Source organism: Streptomyces sp. NPDC034084 (assembly GCF_055575535.1).
In genome coordinates this window covers 65633-82679 of sequence record NZ_JBVISK010000011.1, presented here as the reverse complement: position 1 = coordinate 82679, position 17047 = coordinate 65633, and the positions used below count along the sequence as shown (strand labels likewise).

The window sequence follows — 17047 nt, the reverse complement described above, 5'->3', positions numbered from 1 at the left end:
TGGGTAAGGCGGAGAGGGTTTTCACAGAACGTGACGGAGGGCCCGGTCACGGATCATGAGCGCGGCTCTTTTGTCGGGGAGGTCGACTTCCGCCGCGTAGCGGAAGCCGCCGCTGAGGAACGCGGAGACGGAGGGGGTGTTGCGGATGTCGGGTTCGGCGACGACGCGGGTGCAGCGGGGACGGTGGTCGAGGACGAGATCGGCGACGGCCCGGAGCAGTGTGGTGCCGACGCCGCGGCCACGGTCGGTGACGCCTCCGATGAGCAGGTGGACACCCGTGTCGTGGGGAAGCGCCGGGTAGTGGCGGGCGAGCGGGTCGAGGTCGGCGCGGTAGATCTCGAAGTAGCTCATGGGTGTGCCGTCGAGGACGCCGAGACAGGGGACGCTCCGGCCGTCGCCCTCGAGCTGGGCGCGGACGTGCTCGGCGGTGACGGTGTCGGGTCCGGCGAGTTCCCAGAAGGCGGCGACGGCGGGGTCGTTCATCCATCGGGTGAGCAGCGGCAGGTCCCGTTCGGGTCGCACGGGTACGAGCCGGAAGGAGCCCACGGGGGTGTCGGCGGGCTCCCAGGCGGCGACGGAGTCGAGCAGGTCGCCGTCGAGGAGGGCGACGAGGTCGTCGACCCTCAGGTCCAGGGTGTCGTCCCCGGTCGGGTCGGCCGGTGGGCGGGTGGGTGACACGGTGTCGCTCTCCTCTCGGCGGTGCGGTGGGACGCGCTCGGGACGTGGTCGACGGGTTCAGTTACGGAGGGGGTTGGTGACGGTGACGTAGACGGACTGGGTGTCGACGGGCCCGACGAGTTCGTCCAGGCCGTGCAGCCGGGTGAGGAGGTTGGCCTTGCTGCGCAGGGTCGCGGCTTCCAGGAGCCGGTGCGGAAGGGGTGAGCCGAGGCTGGTGGCGGAGGTGAGGAAGCTGCGGAAGGCGGCGAGCAGGACGCGTTCGTCGGCGAGGTGCTGGGCGCCGAAGGCGCCGATCAGACCGAGGACGTTGTTGATGCCGAGGTAGTAGGCGAAACGCTCGTCGGTGACCTGGTCGGAGACGAAGGTGTCGCTGTCGGCGCCGATGCCGGGCAGGCGGCTCTCCAGCTCGCCCCGGTGGGACTCGCGGAAGTAGTAGCCCTGGTTGTCGCGGTAGCGGCCGCCGATCGGCCAGCCGTCCCGGTCCAGGAGCACCAGGGTGTTCTGCTGGTGGGCTTCCAGGGCGATGCCGGCGTGGCCGTCGAGCCAGAGGACGGGCCGGACGACCTGGTCGAGGTAGCGGAGGAACCACTCGGTGGCGACGGCGGTCGTGGGCCGGCCGGTGCGGGAGGAGAGCCGGCCGATGACGTCGGCGAGCCGGGAGCGCATGGGGGTGGCTCCGGGCCAGGGGCGGAGGGCGGTGAGGGAGGCGATGCAGACGGCGTCGTCGCTCGGGCCGAAGGGGTTGTGGCGGATCATGACGTCGAGGCCGGGGACGGGGGCGCCGTCCGGGGTGTCGACGGCGAGCCAGGCGGGGTCGCGGACGATGTCGAAGCCCGGGTGGGCGGCCTGCCACTCGTCGACCAGCCCGGTGCGGAGCAGCCGGTGGACCTCGACGCCGCGGTGGAGTTCCTTGCGGAGGTTCTCGCGGCGGGAGTTGGTGATGCGCAGGCCGAGGGAGAGCTTGAGCATGGCCCGGGCGCCGGGTCGGTGCACGGTGCGGATGGAGGAGGTGGGGTGCCAGGGGCTTCCGTGGAGGCCGAGGTCGTGGAGGAGGCCCGCGTCGAGGAGGGCCTGGACGTCCGGGCGGTGCACGAGTTCGCGGGCCTGCCAGGGGTGCAGGGGCAGGGGTGTGGTGCCGGCCGGGTGCGCGAGTCCTTCGGCGAGACCGGAGGCGAGTTGTTCGGCGGTGACGGGCCGGCCCTGTTCGGTCCAGGCGGAGTCGGTGGCCAGGAGGGTGCGGTCGACGGCGATCCAGTGGAGGGGGAACGAGCCGTGGAGTTCGGGTGAGTAGAGCCGGCCCTCGGCCTCGGAGAGTCCTTCGCGGCTCTTGGGGGTGGGGTGGAGCGGGTGGCCGAGCAGCAGGGACTGTTCGGCGGCCAGGAAGAGGTCGGCGTCCGGGTGCGGCTCGGGCCGGCGGCGGCGCGCGGCGAGGAAGTCGGCGGTGCGGCGGGCGGAGTCGGCGACGCGGCCGACGAGTTCGGTGCCCTCGGAACGGCCGGCCTCCCGGCTGAGCAGGACGGCGACCGTGACGGCGTCGGCGGTCGGGGCCGAGGCCGGGAGTCCTTCGAGGGTGGGGGCGCCGAAGCGGTGCCAGCCGGTGGGCGACCAGTAGTGGACGGGGACGAGGAAGGCGGTGCCGCTGGCGTCGAGGGGGATGCGCAGGGTGGTGGATGCGGGGGCGGGCAGGTTCTTCTCCCGGACCCAGCAGCGGAGGAGGCTCTCGACGGTGGCGGCGTCGGCGGCGCGCTGCGGGTCGGGGTCGTCCAGGGGGTCGGGGGCGCCGGCCGGCCCTGGGGGCCGGGGCTCGAATGATCCGGCGTGCTGCCGCGGCACCGAGGTCTCCTCGCCCCCCAGCGGGTCAGGGCCGAGCCCCACGGCTCCGAAAGGAACCGAGCCGGGCCCGACGGCCGGGAGGCCGGGCCCCGCGGCCGGGAGCGTCGCGGGGCGGAGGCCCTGTGGTTCAGGGGCGGCAGCCGGGGAGGGGGCGGCAGCCGGGGAGGGGGCTGTGGGGGCGGGGGAAGTGGCGGTGGGGGTGGGGGTGGCGTTCACGGGGCTTCCTTGGGGGTGGGGGCCGGGGCGGTCCGGGGCCGGGGGGACGGGCCGGAGGCGTTCCAGGGGGCCGTGGCCCGGCGGGAGACGGGCGGGTGGGGGGTGTGGGCCCGTTCGGCCGCGGCCAGGGCGTCGGCGAAGCGGTCCAGGACGGCGGTGGCCTGCTCGTCGGTGAGGGTGAGAGGAGGCAGGAGCCGGACCACCGCGGAGTGGCGGCCGCCGAGTTCGACGATGAGTCCGCGGGCGAGGCACTGCTGCTGGACGGCGAGGGCCAGGGCGGGGGCGGGGGGCGGGAGGGGGTCGTCCGGTCCGGCCGCTTCGGGATCGACGAGTTCGACGCCGATCATCAGGCCCCGGCCGCGGACGTCGCCGACGCAGGGGTGTGCGGCGGCGAGTCCCTGGAGCCGGCCGAGGATACGGGCGCCGAGGCTGCCGGCCCGTTCGGCGAGCTTGTTCTCGCGGACGTACGCGAGGGTGGCCGTGCCGGCGGCCATGGCGAGCTGGTTGCCGCGGAAGGTGCCGGCGTGGGCGCCGGGCTCCCAGGCGTCCAGTTCCGACCTGTAGACGATGACGGCGAGGGGGAGGGAGCCGCCGATGGCCTTGGAGAGGACCATCACGTCGGGCACGACGCCGCTGTGCTCGACGGCCCAGAAGGTGCCGGTGCGGCCGACGCCGGTCTGGACCTCGTCGACGATCAGGGGGATGGAACGGTCGGCGGTGATCCTGCGCATCCGGCGCATCCAGTCGTCGGGGGCGGGGATGACTCCGCCCTCGCCCTGGACGGCCTCGACGATCATCCCGGCGGGGGTGGTGACGCCGCTCTTGGGGTCGTCGAGGAGGGTCTCGGTCCAGCGGGCGGCGAGTTCGGCGCCGCGCTCGCCGCCGACGCCGAAGGGGCAGCGGTAGTGCTGTGGGTAGGGCAGCCGGGTCACGCGGACGTCGGTCGCTCCTCCGGAGGCGTCCAGGGCTCCGGCCGTCATGCCGTGGTAGGCGCCGGTGAAGGAGAGGAGCCCGCTCCGGCCGGTGGCCGTCCGGACCAGCTTGAGGGCCGCCTCGACGGCGTCCGTGCCGGCCGGTCCGCAGAACTGGATGCGGGCGTCGTCGGCGAGGTCACCGGGGAGGGTGGCGAACAGTTCTGAGGTGAAGGCGTCCTTGACGGGAGTGGCGAGGTCGAGGACGTGGAGGGGCGCGCCCGAGTCGAGGACCTTCCGGATGGCTTCCAGGACCACGGGGTGGTTGTGGCCGAGGGCGAGGGTCCCGGCCCCGGACAGGCAGTCCAGGTAACGGCGGCCGTCGGCACCCTCGATGGTCAGTCCCCGGGCCCGCACGGGAACGATCGGCAGGGAGCGGGCGTAGGTGCGGGCGGCGGACTCGCGCTGCGCCTGGCGGCGCAGGATGCCCTCGTACCCGCCCCCTTGGTCCGTCGGCCGGGGCTGCGTGCGCCCGACCGGTGGGACGGCCGGAGCTGATTCGGTCACGGCCACGGCTCGGTGTCCTCCCGCGGTAACAGTTGCGTTGCACATCGGGGCGTCGTGGAGCCGGCGCAAGAGCCGCCCCGCACGCCACCGTTGTGTCCCCCGCAGGTACCAACGACGGGAACTGCCGGGGATCACGGGCCGGAAGGGACGAACTTGGCGTGTCCCGGATCACGGCACGGCAACGACTGAACGGGGTCCGCAACCGCGGGCGGGGCGCGTACCGTCCCCTCCGGCACCGGCATAGTGGAGGCCGTCGGTCGTGCCCGCGAGGGCCCGGCCGCTGTTCGTCCCAGCACACGTTGATGTAGTCCCAGGGGGATCACGAGATGCGATCGATACGTCCGCTGCTGATGGCGGCTTCCGCCGTCGCGGCGCTGACGCTCACCGTCACGGCCTGCGGTCCGAGCGAGGAGAACGCGGGTGACAAGCCCGTCGCGCCCGCCAGCCTGGACCCGGACAAGCTCAAGATTCCGGCGGACCTGAAGGACCGCCTGAAGGCACACGGAATCGACGTCGACAAGTGGCGTGACGGCGAGTGGAAGAACTGGGACCGCGACAAGTGGCTGCGTGAGGCCAAGGACTTCGTCAACCCGATCATCGAGGACCTCTGGGACCCGGACCGGATGCGCGAGGCGGAGCGTCCCGACAAGCCGGTCGAGGAGGAGGACATCTCGGGCGACGAGGGCGTCACCGACCCGACTCCGGCCCCGGTGCGCGCCAAGGCCGTGGCGGCGAAGTACCACGACAACGCCCCGGAGTCCGGCAAGGTCTTCTTCGACGGTCCCGAGGGCTCGATGGTCTGCTCGGCCACGGTCGTGAAGGACCCGGCGCACCCGGGCAAGTCCAACCTGGTCTGGACGGCCGGGCACTGCGTGCACAAGGGCAAGAAGGGCGGCTGGTACCGGAACATCGCCTTCGTGCCCTCGTACAACGACGCGGCGCTGCCGACCTCGGACCTGGAGAAGGCGACGCGGGCGCAGATCGCGCCGTACGGCGTGTGGTGGGCGGACTGGGTGAAGACCTCCGACCAGTGGATCTCCGAGGGCGCGTCCACCGGCGGCGCCGGCGCGCCGTACGACTTCGCGGTCCTCAAGGTGACGCCTGAGAAGGGTTCTTCGGGCAAGTCGCTGGAGGAGACGGTCGGTTCGGCGCTCCCGGTGGAGTTCAACGCCCCGGCCGTGCCGAAGATCGCGAGCCTGACGGCGACCGGCTACCCGGCGGCGCCGCCGTTCGACGGCCAGAAGATGTTCCAGTGCCAGGACAAGCCGGGTCGGCTGTCCCTGAAGGCGGAGCAGCCGACGATGTACCGGATCGGCTGCACGATGACCGGCGGTTCGTCCGGTGGCGGCTGGGTCGCCCAGGGCAGTGACGGCAAGCCCGCGCTGGTCTCGAACACCTCGATCGGCCCGTCGTCGGCCGGTTGGCTCGCGGGTCCGCGCCTCGGTGCGGAGGCGAAGGCCATCTTCGACGAGGTCAGCCAGAAGTACGCCGGCCAGTAGGCACGGCACGGAGGCGGGACCGTCGGGTCCCGCCTCCACCCACGTCCCGCACGACGGGCATACTGTGCACCGCTCATGACACGTCCATGGCAATTCCATGGCGATTCCATCGGCAAGACCAACGGGGACTACCTTCATGCGTTCCGTACGACTCCTACCCGCCGCCCTCGGCCTGGCCACCGCGCTCGCGCTGACCGCCACGGCCTGCGGCCCCACCGAGACCCCGGCCGACACCAAGCCGGCCGCCGGGGCGAGCAGCTCCGCACCCGCCACCGACGGCGGCGGTGACGCCGGCGCCGACCTCACCAAGGACCTCGCCGACAAGCTCAAGAAGCACGGCGTCGACCTGGACGAGTGGAAGGACGGCGAGTGGAAGAACTGGGACCGGGACACCTGGCTCCGTGAGGCCGGGGACTTCGTCAATCCGGTCATCGAGGGTCTCTGGGACCCGGCGCGCATGCAGTCGGCGAAGAGCCCGGACCAGACGATCACCGCGCAGGCCGGCTCCGGCGGCACCGACCCGACGCCCCGGCCCGTCAGGGCGCAGCGCGAGAAGACCCCGTACCACCGCAACGCGGCCCCGGTCGGCAAGATCTTCTTCGACGCGCCCGAGGGTCACATGGCCTGCTCCGGCACCATCGTGAAGGACCCGCGCCGCCCCGGGAAGTCGAACCTGGTCTGGACGGCCGGCCACTGCGTCCACGCGGGCAAGAAGGGCGGCTGGTACCGCAACATCGCCTTCGTCCCGGCCTTCAACGACCTGGGCAAGTCCCCCGCCGCGCTGCGGAACGCGCAGCCGCACGAGGTCTACCCGTACGGCCAGTTCTGGGCCGACTGGGCCGTGACCTCGGGCGAGTGGATCAACGCGGGCGGCACCAACCAGGCCTGGCCGTACGACTACGCCGTGCTGCACGTGCAGCCGGAGCGCGGCGGCAAGTCCCTGGAGGAGACCGTCGGCGTCGCCCTGCCGGTCGACTTCTCCGCGCCGACGGCCGCCCAGTCCGGGACGGTGGGCGCCTGGGGCTACCCGGGGGCGCCGCCGTACAACGGCGTGATCATGCACAAGTGCCTCACCCGGCCTTCGCGCCTCACCACGGCTCCGGCCACGCCGACGATGTACCGGATCGGCTGCACGATGACCGCCGGTTCTTCGGGCGGTGGCTGGTTCCGCGTGCTTCCGAACGGCAAGACGGTCCTCGTGTCGAACACGTCGATCGGCCCGGCCGGCAGCAGCGGCTGGCTCGCCGGACCGCAGCTGGGGCGTGGCGGCAAGGCCGTCCACGAGGCGGTCAGCAAGAAGTTCGCCCGCTGATCCGCTGAGAGCAGCGGAACAGCGGAAGGCGCCGGCTCCCCGGAAGGGGGGAGCCGGCGCCTTCGCCGTTCGTCAGTGCGCGGCGGGGACGTACGGCGCGAGCATCGCCGCCAGTTCCTCGTGCACCCGGGCCTTGAGCAGGGTGCCCTCCGGGGTGTGCTCCTCGGACTCCACCTCGCCCTCGGCGTGCACCCGCGAGACGAGGCCGCCCTGCGTGTACGGCACGAGGACCTCCAGCTCGACCTCCGGGCGCGGCAGCTCGCTGTCGATGAGCGCGAGCAGCTCGTCGATGCCCTGGCCCGAGCGGGCCGAGACCACGATGGAGTGCTTCTCCATCCGCAGCAGGCGCTGGAGGACCAGCGGGTCCGCCGCGTCCGCCTTGTTGACGACGACGATCTCCGGCACGTTCACCGCGCCGACGTCGCGGAAGACCTCGCGCACGGCGGCCAGCTGCTCCTCCGGGGCCGGGTGCGAGCCGTCCACCACGTGCAGGATGAGGTCGGACTCGGCGACCTCCTCCATGGTGGAGCGGAAGGCCTCGACCAGGTGGTGCGGCAGGTGCCGGACGAAGCCGACGGTGTCGGCCAGGGTGTAGATCCGGCCGGTGGGCGTCTCGGCCCGGCGGACCGTCGGGTCGAGGGTGGCGAACAGCGCGTTCTCCACGAGGACGCCCGCGCCGGTGAGCCGGTTGAGCAGGGAGGACTTGCCGGCGTTGGTGTATCCGGCGATGGCGACGGACGGCACCTTGTTCCGGCGGCGCTCCTGCCGCTTGATGTCGCGGCCGGTCTTCATCTCCGCGATCTCCCGGCGCATCTTCGCCATCTTCTCGCGGATGCGGCGCCGGTCGGTCTCGATCTTGGTCTCACCGGGGCCGCGGGTGGCCATGCCGCCACCGCCGCCGCCGCCCATCTGACGGGAGAGCGACTGACCCCAGCCACGCAGGCGCGGCAGCATGTACTGCATCTGCGCGAGCGCGACCTGCGCCTTGCCCTCTCGGGACTTGGCGTGCTGGGCGAAGATGTCGAGGATGAGGGCGGTCCGGTCGACCACCTTCACCTTGACGACGTCTTCGAGGGCGATGAGCTGGCCGGGGCTGAGCTCGCCGTCGCAGACGACGGTGTCGGCGCCGGTCTCGAGCACGATGTCGCGCAGCTCGCGCGCCTTGCCCGAGCCGATGAAGGTGGCCGGGTCCGGCTTGTCGCGGCGCTGGATCACGCCGTCGAGCACGAGGGCGCCCGCCGTCTCGGCGAGGGCCGCGAGCTCCGCGAGGGAGTTCTCGGCGTCCTGCACCGTCCCGGAGGTCCAGACACCGACCAGCACGACGCGCTCCAGGCGCAGCTGGCGGTACTCGACCTCGGTGACGTCCTCGAGTTCGGTGGAGAGGCCCGCGACACGACGCAGGGCCGCACGCTCGGAGCGGTCGAACTGGTCGCCGTCCCGCTCTCCGTCGATCTCGTGGCTCCAGGCGACGTCCTCTTCCATCAGGGCATCGGCCCGAAGGCTCTCGGTACGGCTCGTCTCCGCGAAGCTCTGCTCGTCCTGGGAAGGGGAAGAAGAGGAGGTCATTGGGTCCTTACGTCGATGAGGAGATGTGTGTCTGTGCCGGTCACAACGTCCGCGGGCGCCGAAAGATTCCCGGGCCCGGCCGCGCAGACCGGAGGGCTGCGGCCGCGTCGCCGACCTGAAGATGGTGACACGGCCGCGCCGGGCCCGTCATCCGGGTTTCGGGGCGGTGCCCGAAGGGCGCGCCACCCCGGTTCCGGGGCCGTCCTCCCGGGGCCCGTCACCTTGGTTTCGGCGCGGTCCTCGCGGCCTCGGCGGGGCGGCTGCGCCAGTCCGGGTGTCCGGGCATCGCGGGGGTCTTCGCCTCGTACAGCCAGCCGTGGAGGAAGGCGGTGAGGTCCCGGCCCGCGACCTCGCCGGCGAGCGCGACGAAGTCGGCGGTGGTGGCGGTCCCGTCCCGGTGCTCGGCGACCCAGCGGCGCTCCAGGGTCCGGAAGGCCTCGGTACCGATCTCCTGGCGGAGCGCGTAGAGGATCAGGGCGCTGCCGTCGTAGACGACGGGCCGGAAGAGGCTGATCTTGTGGGCGGGCGAGGGGGGCTCCGGGGCGGCGGGGGGCCCGCCGTCGGCCCGCCAGCCGTCGGAGGCGGCGTACGCGGCCTTCATGCGGCGCTCCAGGGACTTGCCGGCGGTCTCCTCGGCGTACAGCGCCTCGTACCAGCTGGCGTGTCCTTCGTTGAGCCACAGGTCGGACCAGGCGCGGGGGCTGACGCTGTCGCCGAACCACTGGTGGGCCAGCTCGTGGACCATGACGGAATCGACGTACCACTCCGGGTAGGCGGGCTCGGTGAAGAGGCCGCGCTCGAAGAGGGAGAGGGTCTGCGTCTCCAGCTCGAAGCCGGTTTCCGCGTCGGCGATGAGCACGCCGTACGTCTCGAAGGGGTACGGGCCGACCTGCCGCTCCATCCACTCCAGGTGGCCGGGGGTGCGGCGCAGCCAGGGCTCCATGAGCTGCCGGTCGGCGGTGGCGACCACGTCCCGTACGGGCAGTCCGTGGGGGCCCGCGCGGTGGACGACGGTGGAGCGGCCGATGGAGATCTGGGCGAGCTCCGTGGCCATGGGGTGTCGGGTGCGGTACGTCCAGGTGGAGGTGGCGCCGTGGTCGACGCGGCCGGCGGGGAGGCCGTTGGCGACGACGGTGAGGTCGCTGGGGGCGGTGATCCGGAAGGTGAACCGGGCCTTGTCCGACGGGTGGTCGTTGGAGGGGAAGACCCGGTGGGCGGCGTCGGCCTGGTTGGCCATGGCGAGCCCGTCGCCGGTGCGGACCCAGCCGCCGGTGGCGGCGGGCCCGGTGGGGTCGCTGGTGTGGGTGACGGTGATCCTGACCTCCTCCCCCGCGTCGATCGGGACGACGGGGGTGACGATCAGGTCCTCGCCGCTGGTGGTGTGTTCGGCGGGCAGGCCGTCGACGGTGACGGCGGAGACCGTGCCGTGGGTGAAGTCGAGGTTGAGCCGCTCCAGGTCCTCGGTGGCTCGCGCGTCGATGCGGGTGACGGCGGCGAGCGGCTTGGTGTTGACCCCCGGGTAGGTGACGTCGAGCGTGTACGCGAGGACGTCGTAGCCGGGGTTGCCGAGGTGGGGGAAGAGGGGGTCCCCGATGCCGAGCGGGGCCGGGGCGGGCAGCGCGGCGGCGACGAGTCCGGCCGAGGCGGCGACCAGGACGGCGGAGCGGAGCCACCGCGCGCGGGGCAGGTGGGTTCGGACGAGCGGCATGGGCCAGGGCCTTTCCGGAGGAATGGCCCTACGGCTACCAGGGCGGCCGCCGCTCACGGGGGCGGCGCGCGCGCCGGCCACCCGAAGGGGGTCGTCAGCTCAGGCCGCGCGAGTGGCGGGCACGGCTGACGTCGTACACGCCGGGGACGTCGCGCATGGCCCGCATGAGGGCGGCGAGACGGGCCACGTCGGGGAGGTGGAGGGTGTACGTGTGGCGGACCCGCTGCTCGCTGGGCGGCTCGACGTTCGCCGAGACGACGGCGGCTCCGAAGGTGGCGATGGTCTCGGTGAGGTCGGCGAGCAGTCCGGGCCGCCCGAAGGACTCGGCGACGAGGGTGACCCTGCCCTGGGCGGTGTCGCCCCAGCGGACGGTGACGGGTTCACGGCCCAGGCCGCGCATGGCGTCGGCGGCGGAGCAGCGGGTGCGGTGGACGGTGACCGATCCGCCGCGGACCCGGAAGCCGGTGATCTCGTCGGGCGGTACGGGGGTGCAGCAGCCCGCCGGGCGGACGGCCACGGGCGGCTCGCCGTCGAGCTCGGCGTGGAGTTCGGCGCCGGAGCCGCGGTCGGCGGCGACGCTGGGCTGGGGGCGCGGGTCGGTGGGGGCGGCAGGGGGCGCGGTGCTCTCGGGATGGGCGGCGAGCCAGGCGGTGATGGCGATGCGGGCGGCGGGGGTACGGGCGTGGTCCAGCCACTCGGGGGAGGGGCCGGACACGGTGTCCGGGGCGAGCAGCAGCTGGACGGTGTCGCCGTCGCCGAGGACGGTGCTGAGCGGCGCGAGGCGGCCGTTGACGCGGGCGCCGAGGCAGCCGTGGGCGGCTTCGCCGTGCTGGGCGTAGGCGGCGTCGACGCAGCTGGCGCCGGCGGGGAGGCTGATCGTGCCGGGGGCGCTGCCGTCGGCGTGGAAGACGGTGATCTCGTCGTCCTCGGCGAGGTCGGCGCGGAGCGAGGTCCAGAAGGTGTCGGGGTCGGGGGCGGACTGCTGCCAGTCGAGGAGGCGGGAGAGCCAGCCGGGGCGGGTGGGGTCGACGCGCTCGCCCTCGTCGGTCTGCGGGGCGGTGCTGTCCGGTTCCTGGCCGACGTGGGGGTTGCCGAGGGCGACGACTCCTGCCTCGGCGACCCTGTGCATGCGGTGGGTGCGGATGAGGATCTCGGCGACGGCGCCGCCGGGGGCCGCGATCGCGGTGTGCAGCGACTGGTACAGGTTGAACTTGGGGGCCGCGATGAAGTCCTTGAACTCGGAGATCAGCGGGGTGAAACAGGTGTGGAGTTCGCCGAGGACCGCGTAGCAGTCGGCGTCCTCGGCGACGAGGACGAGGAGCCGCCCGAAGTCGCAGCCGCGCAGCTCGCCGCGCTTGAGGCGGACCCGGTGGACGGAGACGAAGTGGCGGGGGCGGACGAGGACTTCGGCGCTGACGCCGGCCTCGCGCAGGACGGCGGTGACCTGCTCGGCGAAGGCGCCGAGTTCGTCGGTGGCGCCGGGGTTGTCCGCGATGAGGGCGCGGGTGGTCTCGTACTCCTCGGGGTGGAGGATGGCGAAGACCAGGTCCTCCAGCTCGGTCTTGAGGGCCTGGACGCCGAGCCGCTCGGCGAGGGGGATGAGGACGTCGCGGGTGACCCTGGCGATCCTGGCCTGTTTCTCGGGGCGCATCACGCCGAGGGTGCGCATGTTGTGGAGGCGGTCGGCGAGCTTGATCGACATGACCCGGACGTCGCTGCCGGTGGCGACGAGCATCTTGCGGAAGGTCTCGGGCTCGGCGGCGGCGCCGTAGTCGATCTTCTCGACCTTGGTGACGCCGTCGACGAGGTAGGCGACCTCCTCGCCGAACTCCCGACGCACCTGATCGAGTGTCACCTCCGTGTCCTCGACGGTGTCGTGGAGGAGGGAGGCGGTCAGGGTGGTGGTCTCCGCGCCGAGTTCGGCGAGGATGAGGGTGACCGCGAGCGGGTGGGTGATGTACGGCTCGCCGCTCTTGCGGAACTGGCCGCGGTGCGAGGACTCGGCGAGGGCGTAGGCCCGGCCCAGCACCGTCGGATCGGCCTCCGGGTGGTGGGCGCGGTGCGCCTCCGCGACGTGACTGATGGCGTCGGGCAGCCGGTCGCGTGGCGCCGGTCCGGCGGTGGCACCGAGCAGGGCGGCACGGCCGAGGCGGCGCAGGTCGATCCGGGCGCGTCCGCGTCTGCGGACGGTCACGTCGGTGTCGGCGGGCTCGGCCGCACTCACGGGGTTGGTGGCCTCTGCGCTCATGGGGCACCTCCGGCAACGTCGACCGGCGGTGGGCGGGCCAGGCGTGCCCGGGGGGCCGGTGCTTGATGCTACCGACCCCACCACGTGGCGCAGTCACGCTCTCGCTCAGCGTGAACCGGATCACCCGTTCGAGGGACAGATCAGTCGTTGACAGTTTCGATTCCGTCGCACGCCGTCCCGTTGCCCGTCGCTGCGAGCCACGTGGGGTCCACAGTGCCCTCGGCGACGATGACCGCGGGGCCGGTCATGTCGATGCGGCCGTCGGGGTGCTCGGTGATGACCAGGGTCCCGCCGAGCACGTCGACGGTGTACGTGACGGGGGTGCCGCTCTCGGCGGGGTCGACGCCGTCGCGGCGGGCGGTGGCGACGGCGACGGCGCAGGCGCCGGTGCCGCAGGAGCGGGTCTCGGACGCGCCGCGCTCGTGGACGCGCATGGCGACATGGCGGGGACCGCGGTCGGCGACGAACTCGATGTTCACCCCGTCCGGGTAGACCGCGGCGGGCTCGTACGGCGGCTCGTCGTACAGCGTTCCCGCGTGGGCGAGGTCCTCGACGAAGGCGACCGCGTGCGGATTGCCCATGTTGACGTTGCGCGCGGGCCAGCTGCGGCCGTCGACGGTGACGGTGACCCCGGCCTCGGGGAGCACCGCGCGGCCCATGGCGACGGTGACGGAGCCGTCCTTGTCCAGGTGGACGTGCTTGACGCCGCCGCGGGTGGCGACCGCGACCTCGCCCGCGGTGACGTGCCCCGCGTGCTCCAGGTAACGGGCGAAGACCCGGACCCCGTTCCCGCACATCTCGGCGACCGAGCCGTCGGCGTTCCGGTAGTCCATGAACCACTCGGCCTCGTCGGCCAGGTGGCGCGCCTCGGGGTGGGCGGCGCTGCGCACGACGTGCAGCAGCCCGTCGCCCCCGATGCCGGCCCGCCGGTCGCAGAGCCGCGCCACGACGGCGGGCGGCAGGTCGACGGCGTTCTCCGCGTCGGGGACGATCACGAAGTCGTTCTCGGTGCCGTGGCCCTTGAGGAAGGGGAGCGGCGAGGTCTGCGTGCTGGTCACGCGATCAACTGTACGGGGCGGGACCGACACCCCGCCCGGCCTGCCCGCGGGACGGCCCTCCCGGCCCGGCCGCGCCCGGCTCCCCTCCGTCCCGGGCCCCGTTCCGCACGGGCCCGGGCCGCGCTTCGTACAAGGCGAGCGGCTCCGCACGGGCGAGGGCCCGTCTCGTACGAGGCGGGGGAAAGGCCCGTGTCGTGCCGGGCCGGGCGCGGGCCCGAGCGACAGCTCAGCGCAGGCGGGCGACGCGCCAGACGGCGAGGGCGACCAGGGCCGCGATCGTCGACACGTACAGCGCGAGGACGCGCCAGTCCGGGCGCTCGCCGGAGCCGCGCGCCGGGAGTCCCGGCCAGGTGTAGCCGACCTTGCGGGCGGCCATCATGCCCCAGCCGGCCGCGCAGGAGCTGATGAGGAGGCCGAGCATGGCGACGACGGCGCCGCCGTCTCCCGAACCGAAGGCGAGCGGGAAGGCGAACATCAGCGAGCCCACGGCGGCCAGGCCCACGATCGGGGCGAGCTGCCAGATCCGCAGCCGGCGCTGGGGACGCAGCTCGACCTCGACCTCGTCGGCGTCGACCTCGACGGCGGTGCCCATGGCGTCGTCGGGTCCGTCCGGGGTCAGCCCCGGGGCCCCGACGGGTGCGTCGTCCGTCGAACGGCCCGGTGTGTCGCCCGACGGATCCGCCGTCGGGTCACCCAGGGCCGCCTCGTGCTGTTCTCTGTCGCGAGGGCCGGCCTCCATCGCCACGCGCCCTCCCCACTCGGACTCCACTTGGTCGATCGATGCTCGATGATGGCACGCTCATGACCGCCGAAATGACGGGCAGTGCGTCCCGATGCCATCACGTGATCAGGCTGTAACCGCTCGTTCGACCAACGACAGCGCCTCCCGCGGGAGTTCCCCGCGGTGATCGGCGGCTCCGCTGAGCCAGTGCACGCGCGGGTCGCGGCGGAACCACGAGTCCTGACGGCGGGCGAAGCGCTTCGTGGCACGCACGGTCTCCGCGCGCGCCTCCTCCTCGGTGCACTCCCCCGCGAGCGCCGCGAGGACCTGCTGGTAGCCCAGGGCGCGGGCGGCCGTGCGCCCCTCGCGCAGCCCGCGCGCCTCCAGGGCGCGCACCTCGTCGACGAGGCCGGCCTCCCACATCCGGTCCACGCGCGTGGCGATCCGTTCGTCGAGCTCCGGGCGGGCCACGTCGACGCCGATCTGGACGGTGTCGTAGACGGAGTCGGGGCCCGGGAGGTTGGCGGTGAAGGGCTTGCCGGTGATCTCGATCACCTCCAGGGCGCGGACGATGCGGCGTCCGTTGCTGGGGAGGATCGCGCGGGCCGCCTCGGGGTCGGCCGCGGCGAGCCGGGCGTGCAGGACGCCGGAGCCGCGCTCCTCGAGCTCGGCCTCCAGGCGGGCCCGGACGGCGGGGTCGGTGCCGGGGAACTCCAGGGCGTCGACGGCCCCCCGTACGTACAGTCCGGAACCGCCGACGAGGACGGGGGTGCGGCCGGCGGCGAGCAGCCGGTCGATCTCGGCGCGGGCGAGGCGCTGGTATTCGGCCACGCTGGCGGCCTCGGTCACGTCCCAGATGTCGAGGAGGTGGTGCGGGATGCCGCCGCGCTCCTCGGGCGTCAGCTTGGCGGTGCCGATGTCCATCCCCCGGTAGAGCTGCATCGAGTCGGCGTTGACGACCTCGCCCCCGAGCTGCTGGGCCAGGAATACACCCAGATCGGACTTTCCGGCTGCCGTGGGGCCGACGACGGCGATGACCCGCGGGGCGGGAGCTGCGCTTCTCACCGTCCCAGTCTCGCAAACCTCCCGCCCGGTCCCCGAACGAGCTACGTGACGGGCCATCTCCGGCTTCGTTGCCTGTTGCGAGGTTCCGACCGTCGATCACCGCGGAGCCGCTTCCATCCGAGTACGCTATGGAGTGAATATGGGCGTTTTTGCAATGTTTCGCCGTAAGAAGCAGGACGCGGTCGAGGCCTCCACGGAGGGGACCGCGTCCGCCGCTCCCGCGGAGGGCGAGGTCGCGGACGCCGGGACCGAGGCCGGGGCGGACGCGGCCGAGGCCCCGACGGCTGAGGCGGAGGACGGAGCCGGCCGCGCGGAGGGCGCGGAGGGCGTCGCGACGGACGAGGTGACGGCCGCCGGAGCGGTCGCCGAGGCCGTGGAGATCCCGAAGCAGCAGTCCGCCGAGGCCGCGGCCGACAGCGAGGCGGGTGAAGGCGCCCGCAGGTAGGCCCCCCGGGCTCCTGGGGGCAGCACACGGAACGCACGACACGGCAACACGGACCGTCGAGGTCCGCGGAGGGAAGGTGCCCCATGGGTCTCCTGGATTCGCTGAAGGCCAAGCTCGCCCCGGCCAAGGACAAGGTCGCCGACCTCGCGCAACAGCACGGGGAGAAGATCGACCATGGCCTGGACAAGGCCGCGCGGATGGTCGACGAGAAGACCAAGGGCAAGTACAGCGACAAGATCCACTCCGGTACGGACAAGGCGAAGGACGCCATCGACCGGATCGGCCACAAGGACGAGGGCACGCCCGGGAGCGGTGGCGCGACACCTCCGCCGACGGTCTGACGACCGGCGTCACCCGACAGTCCCTCCGCACGGCGGACGGCCGCGGAACTCGATGCTCCGCGACCGTCCGCCGTTCTCGTCCCCGCCTGCCCTCAGGACCAGGCGGCGACGAAGTACCCCACGCCGTACGGGGCGTCCTCGAAGAGCAGGGCGCCGTCGAGTCCGGCGCCCTCGGCCGCCCCCGCGAGGACCTGCCAGGGCGCGCGGCCGGCCGCCTTCAGCTCGGCCGCGAGCCCGGCGTCCATGGAGAGCAGCGCGGCCACGTCGGCCGCGCCGAGGGCCCGCGCGGCCTCCGCGTCGAAGCCGGCGGCCCGCTCGTCCAGGTAGCCGGGGGCCTTCACGGTCCGGCAGGCGCTGCCGTCGCCCATCACGAGGAGCGCGACCCGGTCGGCGGAGGCGGCGAGCTCACGGCCGGTTCGGGCGCAGTCGTCCGCCGCCGCCGTCACGGCCACGCCCAGGCCCTCGATGGGGGCGTCGGCCCAGCCGGCGCGGGTCAGGAGCCAGGCGGCGACGGCGAGGGAGAGGGGCAGGGGGCGGGCGCCGCCGGCGGGGCCTTCGCCGAGCCGTACGGAGAGGTCGACGCCGAATCCGGCGAAGGAGCCCGTCGTGCCGGCCGGGTAGACCCCGTGCGCGCCCTCGTCGGCGGGCCCGACGACGTACAGCCGGTCGGGGCGGGCGGCGGCGAGCAGCCCGACGGCGTCGGCGCAGGCGGCTCGGGCGGCGTCCAGTTCGGGGGCGGCTCCGGTCGCGACGTCGGGCACGAGGAGGGGCGGGGAGGGGCAGACGGCGGCGGCGACAAGCATGATCGGCAGCCTACTGCGCGGGGCGGTGGGTTCCGGGGGCGGCTCGGGGCGCCGGTGTGTGGGCCCGCGCCCTGGT

General features: G+C 73.5%; 14 protein-coding genes. 4 read left to right on the top strand and 10 right to left on the bottom strand.

The window, feature by feature from the left end; translation table 11 throughout:
* Positions 1 to 21: 21 nt before the first annotated feature.
* From ACZ51I_RS30180 to ACZ51I_RS30170, 3 genes are read right to left on the bottom strand one after another with little or no spacing between them, the layout of a single operon-like run.
* Positions 22 to 678, bottom strand: coding sequence for a GNAT family N-acetyltransferase (locus ACZ51I_RS30180; RefSeq protein ID WP_468882147.1), 657 nt, complete (start codon positions 676 to 678; stop codon positions 22 to 24).
* Positions 679 to 735: 57 nt separating this feature from the next.
* Positions 736 to 2727, bottom strand: a complete 1992-nt coding sequence (locus tag ACZ51I_RS30175) for an IucA/IucC family protein (protein ID WP_468882145.1) — start codon at positions 2725 to 2727, stop codon at positions 736 to 738.
* Complete coding sequence (locus ACZ51I_RS30170; protein WP_468882143.1) at positions 2724 to 4211, bottom strand: diaminobutyrate--2-oxoglutarate transaminase family protein; 1488 nt, start codon at positions 4209 to 4211, stop codon at positions 2724 to 2726. The genes ACZ51I_RS30175 and ACZ51I_RS30170 overlap by 4 nt, the downstream gene beginning before the upstream one ends.
* 320 nt (positions 4212 to 4531) lie before the next feature.
* Between ACZ51I_RS30170 and ACZ51I_RS30165 the strand changes: the two genes are divergently transcribed.
* Positions 4532 to 5704, top strand: a complete 1173-nt coding sequence (locus tag ACZ51I_RS30165) for a trypsin-like serine peptidase (protein ID WP_468882140.1) — start codon at positions 4532 to 4534, stop codon at positions 5702 to 5704.
* 136 nt (positions 5705 to 5840) lie between these two features.
* Entirely contained in the window at positions 5841 to 7016 is a 1176-nt protein-coding gene (locus ACZ51I_RS30160) for a trypsin-like serine peptidase (RefSeq protein WP_468882138.1), read from the top strand.
* A 72-nt stretch (positions 7017 to 7088) separates the two neighbouring features.
* Here ACZ51I_RS30160 and hflX read toward each other — a convergent pair whose 3' ends face one another.
* From hflX to miaA, 6 genes are all read right to left on the bottom strand, one after another.
* Complete coding sequence (gene hflX, locus ACZ51I_RS30155; RefSeq protein ID WP_468882137.1) at positions 7089 to 8582, bottom strand: GTPase HflX; 1494 nt, start codon at positions 8580 to 8582, stop codon at positions 7089 to 7091.
* Between the two features lie 217 nt (positions 8583 to 8799).
* Complete coding sequence (locus ACZ51I_RS30150; protein ID WP_468882135.1) at positions 8800 to 10290, bottom strand: M1 family metallopeptidase; 1491 nt, start codon at positions 10288 to 10290, stop codon at positions 8800 to 8802.
* A gap of 94 nt (positions 10291 to 10384) precedes the next feature.
* Positions 10385 to 12538: a RelA/SpoT family protein gene (locus ACZ51I_RS30145; RefSeq protein WP_468882133.1), complete on the bottom strand. Its 2154-nt coding sequence runs from the start codon at positions 12536 to 12538 to the stop codon at positions 10385 to 10387.
* A gap of 140 nt (positions 12539 to 12678) precedes the next feature.
* Complete coding sequence (dapF, locus tag ACZ51I_RS30140; protein WP_468882131.1) at positions 12679 to 13596, bottom strand: diaminopimelate epimerase; 918 nt, start codon at positions 13594 to 13596, stop codon at positions 12679 to 12681.
* 226 nt (positions 13597 to 13822) lie between these two features.
* A complete protein-coding gene (locus ACZ51I_RS30135; RefSeq protein ID WP_468882233.1) occupies positions 13823 to 14335 on the bottom strand; it encodes a hypothetical protein in 513 nt (170 codons plus the stop codon).
* Between the two features lie 108 nt (positions 14336 to 14443).
* Complete coding sequence (miaA, locus tag ACZ51I_RS30130; protein WP_468882129.1) at positions 14444 to 15382, bottom strand: tRNA (adenosine(37)-N6)-dimethylallyltransferase MiaA; 939 nt, start codon at positions 15380 to 15382, stop codon at positions 14444 to 14446.
* Between the two features lie 154 nt (positions 15383 to 15536).
* Between miaA and ACZ51I_RS30125 the strand changes: the two genes are divergently transcribed.
* Positions 15537 to 15827, top strand: coding sequence for a hypothetical protein (locus ACZ51I_RS30125; RefSeq protein ID WP_468882126.1), 291 nt, complete (start codon positions 15537 to 15539; stop codon positions 15825 to 15827).
* Between the two features lie 83 nt (positions 15828 to 15910).
* The gene (locus ACZ51I_RS30120; protein WP_468882123.1) at positions 15911 to 16168 is read left to right on the top strand and encodes an antitoxin; all 258 of its coding nucleotides are present in this window, start codon (positions 15911 to 15913) and stop codon (positions 16166 to 16168) included.
* Positions 16169 to 16260: 92 nt separating this feature from the next.
* Here the strand turns inward: ACZ51I_RS30120 and ACZ51I_RS30115 are convergent, their stop codons facing one another.
* Positions 16261 to 16971: a class III extradiol dioxygenase subunit B-like domain-containing protein gene (locus tag ACZ51I_RS30115; RefSeq protein ID WP_468882121.1), complete on the bottom strand. Its 711-nt coding sequence runs from the start codon at positions 16969 to 16971 to the stop codon at positions 16261 to 16263.
* Positions 16972 to 17047: the final 76 nt, after the last annotated feature.

What these genes read in the sequence shown, in the direction of transcription:
- ACZ51I_RS30165 (WP_468882140.1), top strand. Translation starts at nt 4,532, where the DNA reads ATGCGATCGATACGTCCGCTGCTGATGGCGGCTTCCGCCGTCGCGGCG.
- ACZ51I_RS30160 (WP_468882138.1), top strand. Translation starts at nt 5,841, where the DNA reads ATGCGTTCCGTACGACTCCTACCCGCCGCCCTCGGCCTGGCCACCGCG.
- hflX (WP_468882137.1), bottom strand. Translation starts at nt 8,582, where the DNA reads ATGACCTCCTCTTCTTCCCCTTCCCAGGACGAGCAGAGCTTCGCGGAG.
- ACZ51I_RS30150 (WP_468882135.1), bottom strand. Translation starts at nt 10,290, where the DNA reads ATGCCGCTCGTCCGAACCCACCTGCCCCGCGCGCGGTGGCTCCGCTCC.
- ACZ51I_RS30145 (WP_468882133.1), bottom strand. Translation starts at nt 12,538, where the DNA reads ATGAGCGCAGAGGCCACCAACCCCGTGAGTGCGGCCGAGCCCGCCGAC.
- ACZ51I_RS30135 (WP_468882233.1), bottom strand. Translation starts at nt 14,335, where the DNA reads ATGGAGGCCGGCCCTCGCGACAGAGAACAGCACGAGGCGGCCCTGGGT.
- ACZ51I_RS30125 (WP_468882126.1), top strand. Translation starts at nt 15,537, where the DNA reads ATGTTTCGCCGTAAGAAGCAGGACGCGGTCGAGGCCTCCACGGAGGGG.
- ACZ51I_RS30120 (WP_468882123.1), top strand. Translation starts at nt 15,911, where the DNA reads ATGGGTCTCCTGGATTCGCTGAAGGCCAAGCTCGCCCCGGCCAAGGAC.
- ACZ51I_RS30115 (WP_468882121.1), bottom strand. Translation starts at nt 16,971, where the DNA reads ATGCTTGTCGCCGCCGCCGTCTGCCCCTCCCCGCCCCTCCTCGTGCCC.